Raw genomic sequence first — 4,184 nt, forward strand, 5'->3', positions numbered from 1 at the left:
CGCACGATGTCGACGAAGGCGTCGAAGTTGAGCTGCGGCATCGTGCGACCGTCCCCGATGATCTCGTGGTTGTCGCCGCACCCGTCGGGGTCTTCCTTCGCTTCAAACCGTGGCTTGCGCAGTTCCGCACTGACCATTCCGTCGATCGCGGTGTCCAGAAACGCCGCCGACACCGGGTCGGCGTCGAGAATGTACCGTTTCATGCCGTTCGGCTGCACCAGCCTGGTCAGAGCCCGCCGTGAGACGAGCACCTCCTCGCGCGGTTCGACGCCGTCGACGTCGAGAGCATCGCGGTAGCGCACCGACAGTTTCCGCACCGAGTCCACCGGGTTGGTCGCCGCGAACTCCACCAGTTCCTTCTCCGCCGCGATCATGTCTTCGGTCGTCGCGCGCGGGGCCGCCTGGCCCAGGTTCGCCGTAATGAACAGCGCCGAATCCACCGGCAAAGCCCCGGCCCCGAGGGCCGCAGCGACCTCCGGGTACTCCGGCGGAAGCGCCTCCCCGATCAGGCTCCTCCGTGGTCTGGTCACCGCCCCGACTCGACAGAGCCGACCGGCCTCCGCCATCGAGATATGCCCGATATCCGTCAGGGCTGCCGCGGCATTCCTGTTGCCGGTTCGGGCCGAGATGCTGTGCGGCCCCGAATCATGCTCGAACCGGTCCTGCAGCTCACCCGCCGCCTGCACGAGCAGTGCCTGCCCCTGCCGTACCGCCGCGAAAGTAGCCTCGGCCACGGCCAACAAGCCGGCATCGGTCATCCGCTGAAGCTCAAACCCCGCACTCGGCCCGCCCTCCGAACACGTCCCGCCACCCAGGGCTCGAGAGTACGTCTCGGCGAGTGCCGCCGTACTCTCGATCAGGAGGTCCGTTGAGGTGGTCATGGCATAATTTTCCCAGCCACCACCGACATTCCACCGGACTAAACAGCCCTGACCGGGCATTTCTGTGCACAACTGGCAAAGATTCCTCCCTGTGGAGGAACAGTTCTCACACGAATCGGGTCAGGATGCGGCTCAGTCTCGATCGGCGGATTTCGACCGCGTCCTGAGAAGTCTGGAGGCCAGACCGATCGTCAGGCCGTAGGTGACGAAGGCGGCAGCGCTCGCAATCGGCGTGAGCTGAAGACCGAACATGACGACGCCCAAGGCGATGGTCAATGCAATGGCAATAATCCAAAACCGTCCGTGGGGCATGAGTCCCTCTTCGCCGTTATCGCAGCCGGGCACCGATGCCCGGCTGAACTGTTGTGAGCTTGGCACCACGGTTTGTCCGCTGTCAATGGCCAGCCGCGCTCGTGACCGGTCAGTCGCGCGGCCCCGGCAGGTGTCGCAGGCCAGACGAGGCGGCATGCACATCGGATGCCGGTACGACGGCCCTCACGCAACCTCAGTCGACAACGCGGTTCTGTGGCGCGTGAAGACCCCAGCTGACAGCCCGAGCCTGGCGAAGCCGGCTGCCAGCCAAGCAGGCCGACAGCCCGCCACCCGTAGCGTACTTAGTCGCGGCCGAACAGGTTGCCGAGCGCCGAGAGTCCCGGGATCTCGAAGTTCGAGCCCAGATCGGAGAGCTGCTCGCTTAGACCGGTTGCTTGCTCGCCAAGGCCGCCGGCGACGTCGCCGAGTCCGGTCGCGTACTCGCCCGCGCCATCCGTGAGCCCCTGCGTGACGCCCTCGATACCGCCCTCAAGACCACCGGTCAGGCTCTGCGTGACCCCGTCGAGGCCACCTTCAAGACCGCCGGCGAGGCTCTCGAAGTCGACGCCGAAACCGGCCGCCTGTTCCAGCAGGGGCCCGGCCACGTTGCTGAGTACGGCGCCACCGGCGACTGCGGCAAGCAGTCCGCCGGCACCGAGGCCCAGGGCGGCGACCGCACCCACGCCCGCTCCGCCCAAGGCACCGGCAGCTCCGCGGCCGGACGACTTGGCGAACATCTTCTTCAGGAAGCCCGGGTTCTGGCTTCGCCGCGGGTTGCCGACCGCGCCAGATCGTCGGGGCTCGCCGACGCCGGGTACTCGTTCGCCGGCAGCTCTGCGCGCAGTTGCGCGTTGACCGCGTCGCGTTGTGCCGGGGTGAGGCGCGCGAACGCGTCGCGGTGAACCTGCTCGAGCTGCTGCGGCTGCGCGGTCTCGAGCAGGTAGTCGTAGCGAGCGATGGCCGCGCGGTCCTGCGGGCTCACTACGGGCGCGGCGGCAGCGGGAGAAGCGGTCGACGGAGAAACCGCGACCACACGGGGCTGCGCGGTGCTCGCCGGCTGGCGGCTGTCCCCGGTGACCTTGTCGGCGGCGGTGCGCACCATCTCGCGCCAGTCCGTCTTCCCGGACCCACCGGTCGATGACGGCCCCTTCATGTCAAGTGCCTTCGACGCCATGTTCAGAATGCGCTGGAGGTTGCTCATTGGGGGCCCTTCGGTTTTGTCTGAAAGATCCATCTTGCGCAGGTCATCCTGAGCAAAACCCCCTAACGACTCCGCAGACCGGGCGGCAACGGCCGAAGAAGGCGAGAGCATCCCCTGGACGCAGATGAACCCAGACCGAGGCTGGGCAGGACGGTCTATCGAATCGAGCTCCGACCGGCGTCGATATGGCGCTCAGGCACCCGCTATCACCGTGCGCACGCTAAGAGTCGTCAGCTAAGCGAGCGGAAACGGGGCCTCGTCCTCGGCCGACTCCGTGTCGGCTTCCGGGGCCAGTGGTCCTGACGGTGTGCCGCGAGCAACGTCCGGCCAGTTGGCCATCGTGAGGTCGGTCCAGCGCGCTGCCGACCGCCTCGTGCGTTCGGCGCTGATCGCCTGCGTGAGGGATTCGGTCGTGGGAGGGCGAAGCCATCGCTTCATGCCGTGCACGGTACTCCCAAAGTGCAAATCCGGCTCAGATTGGCAGGTTGTGCTCAGCCAAGCCCGACGAGGGCGCGCAGCGCGGTGAGGCCCTGCGGCGTGCCGGGCCAGTGCCGCTCCACGGCATCCGCTCCGGCGTGCCGAGTGGCGAACCGCAGCACCAGCGCCACGATGATGGCGTCGTCCGCGTAGCCGATCACCGGGATGAAGTCGGGCACCAGGTCGATCGGCAGCAACAGGTACACCAGCAGCACGACCAGCCAGATGCGAACCCCGCGGGGAACGGTCGGGTCGGCCCCGAGGCGACGGATGAGCCGCACCACGTCGGGCCCGAGCCGGAGGGCATCGACCAGCTTGATTTTCTCCGTCTGCCCGCGCGAAATCCACAGCAGCACTCCGATCAGCGCCAGCCACAGCAGCAGAAGGCCGCCGAGCACGCTGACGAGCACCTGCCACCATTCCATGTGCACCACGGTAGTCGAGTGGGCGGATTTGTTGCGAAGGTCGAGCGACTCACGGACGGGCCGATCGAGGAAGCCCCGATCAACCGCATGCGCCGGCTCACACGTTCGTCGGCGGCAACACCCCTGACCGGCTCAGAAGCGCCCTGGTCTTCGCGTGCTTGGGCGCAGTGAAGATGGCTTCCGGAGCGCCTTCCTCCACGATCCGTCCCTCGTCCATCACGACGATTCGATCGGCGATCTCGCGGGCAAACTGCATCTCATGGGTGACGATGACCATCGTTGTGCCCTGGGCTGCGATGGTCTGGATGACCGACAACACTTCACCCACGAGTTCGGGGTCCAGCGCCGAGGTCGGTTCGTCGAAGAGCATCACACTGGGCTTCATGGCCAGTGCGCGGGCGATGGCCACCCGCTGCTTCTGCCCGCCCGACAGCTTGGACGGATAGTTGTCGAGCTTGTCGCCCAGGCCCACAAGCTCGAGATGGGGGATGGCAATGCTGCGGGCAGCATCGGCCGACAGACCCTTCACGTCCCGGAGCGGAGCCATCACATTGCCCAGGGCGGTCTTGTTCAGAAAGAGATTGAAGTGTTGAAACACCATGCCGAGGTCGGTGCGCTTCTTGGCCGTGATCGATGCTTTTTCTTTCACCAGCTGACCGTTTTGTTCGCGGTAGCCGATCAGATGGTCGTTCACGAAGATGCGACCGGCTTCGATGGTTTCCAGATTGTTCAGGCAGCGCAGCAGCGTGCTCTTCCCGGATCCGCTCGAGCCGAGAATCACTACGGTCTCGCCCCGGTGGATTTCCAGGTTGACACCCTTGAGAACTTCGACGACCTTCTTTTCGTGTCGTTGGCCCCGCATCCGTCCCCACAGTGAGGGGTGAGTTT

The 4,184-nt window shown here is 66.0% G+C and carries 7 protein-coding genes; all 7 read right to left on the reverse strand.

The genetic code is table 11. The features are described 5' to 3' along the window. Window positions 1-881, reverse strand: an 881-nt coding sequence (locus JF66_RS21900; protein WP_197059468.1) for a DUF222 domain-containing protein, incomplete at its 3' end; no start/stop codon positions are given. A gap of 132 nt (window positions 882-1,013) precedes the next feature. After that, a complete protein-coding gene (locus JF66_RS17325; RefSeq protein ID WP_197059469.1) occupies window positions 1,014-1,193 on the reverse strand; it encodes a hypothetical protein in 180 nt (59 codons plus the stop codon). Window positions 1,194-1,495: 302 nt separating this feature from the next. After that, window positions 1,496-1,930, reverse strand: a complete 435-nt coding sequence (locus tag JF66_RS24525; RefSeq protein WP_051973705.1) for a hypothetical protein — start codon at window positions 1,928-1,930, stop codon at window positions 1,496-1,498. 5 nt (window positions 1,931-1,935) lie between these two features. Then, a complete protein-coding gene (locus JF66_RS24530) occupies window positions 1,936-2,394 on the reverse strand; it encodes a hypothetical protein (RefSeq protein ID WP_051973706.1) in 459 nt (152 codons plus the stop codon). Between the two features lie 234 nt (window positions 2,395-2,628). Further along, a complete protein-coding gene (locus JF66_RS17335; protein WP_035879972.1) occupies window positions 2,629-2,832 on the reverse strand; it encodes a hypothetical protein in 204 nt (67 codons plus the stop codon). Between the two features lie 53 nt (window positions 2,833-2,885). Beyond that, a complete protein-coding gene (locus tag JF66_RS17340; protein ID WP_035879974.1) occupies window positions 2,886-3,296 on the reverse strand; it encodes a YkvA family protein in 411 nt (136 codons plus the stop codon). A 97-nt stretch (window positions 3,297-3,393) separates the two neighbouring features. Beyond that, complete coding sequence (locus JF66_RS17345) at window positions 3,394-4,158, reverse strand: amino acid ABC transporter ATP-binding protein (RefSeq protein ID WP_035879976.1); 765 nt, start codon at window positions 4,156-4,158, stop codon at window positions 3,394-3,396. Between the last annotated feature and the right edge of the window lie 26 nt (window positions 4,159-4,184).

The sequence above is a fragment of the Cryobacterium sp. MLB-32 genome (genome assembly GCF_000738085.1).
Lineage (GTDB): Bacteria > Actinomycetota > Actinomycetes > Actinomycetales > Microbacteriaceae > Cryobacterium.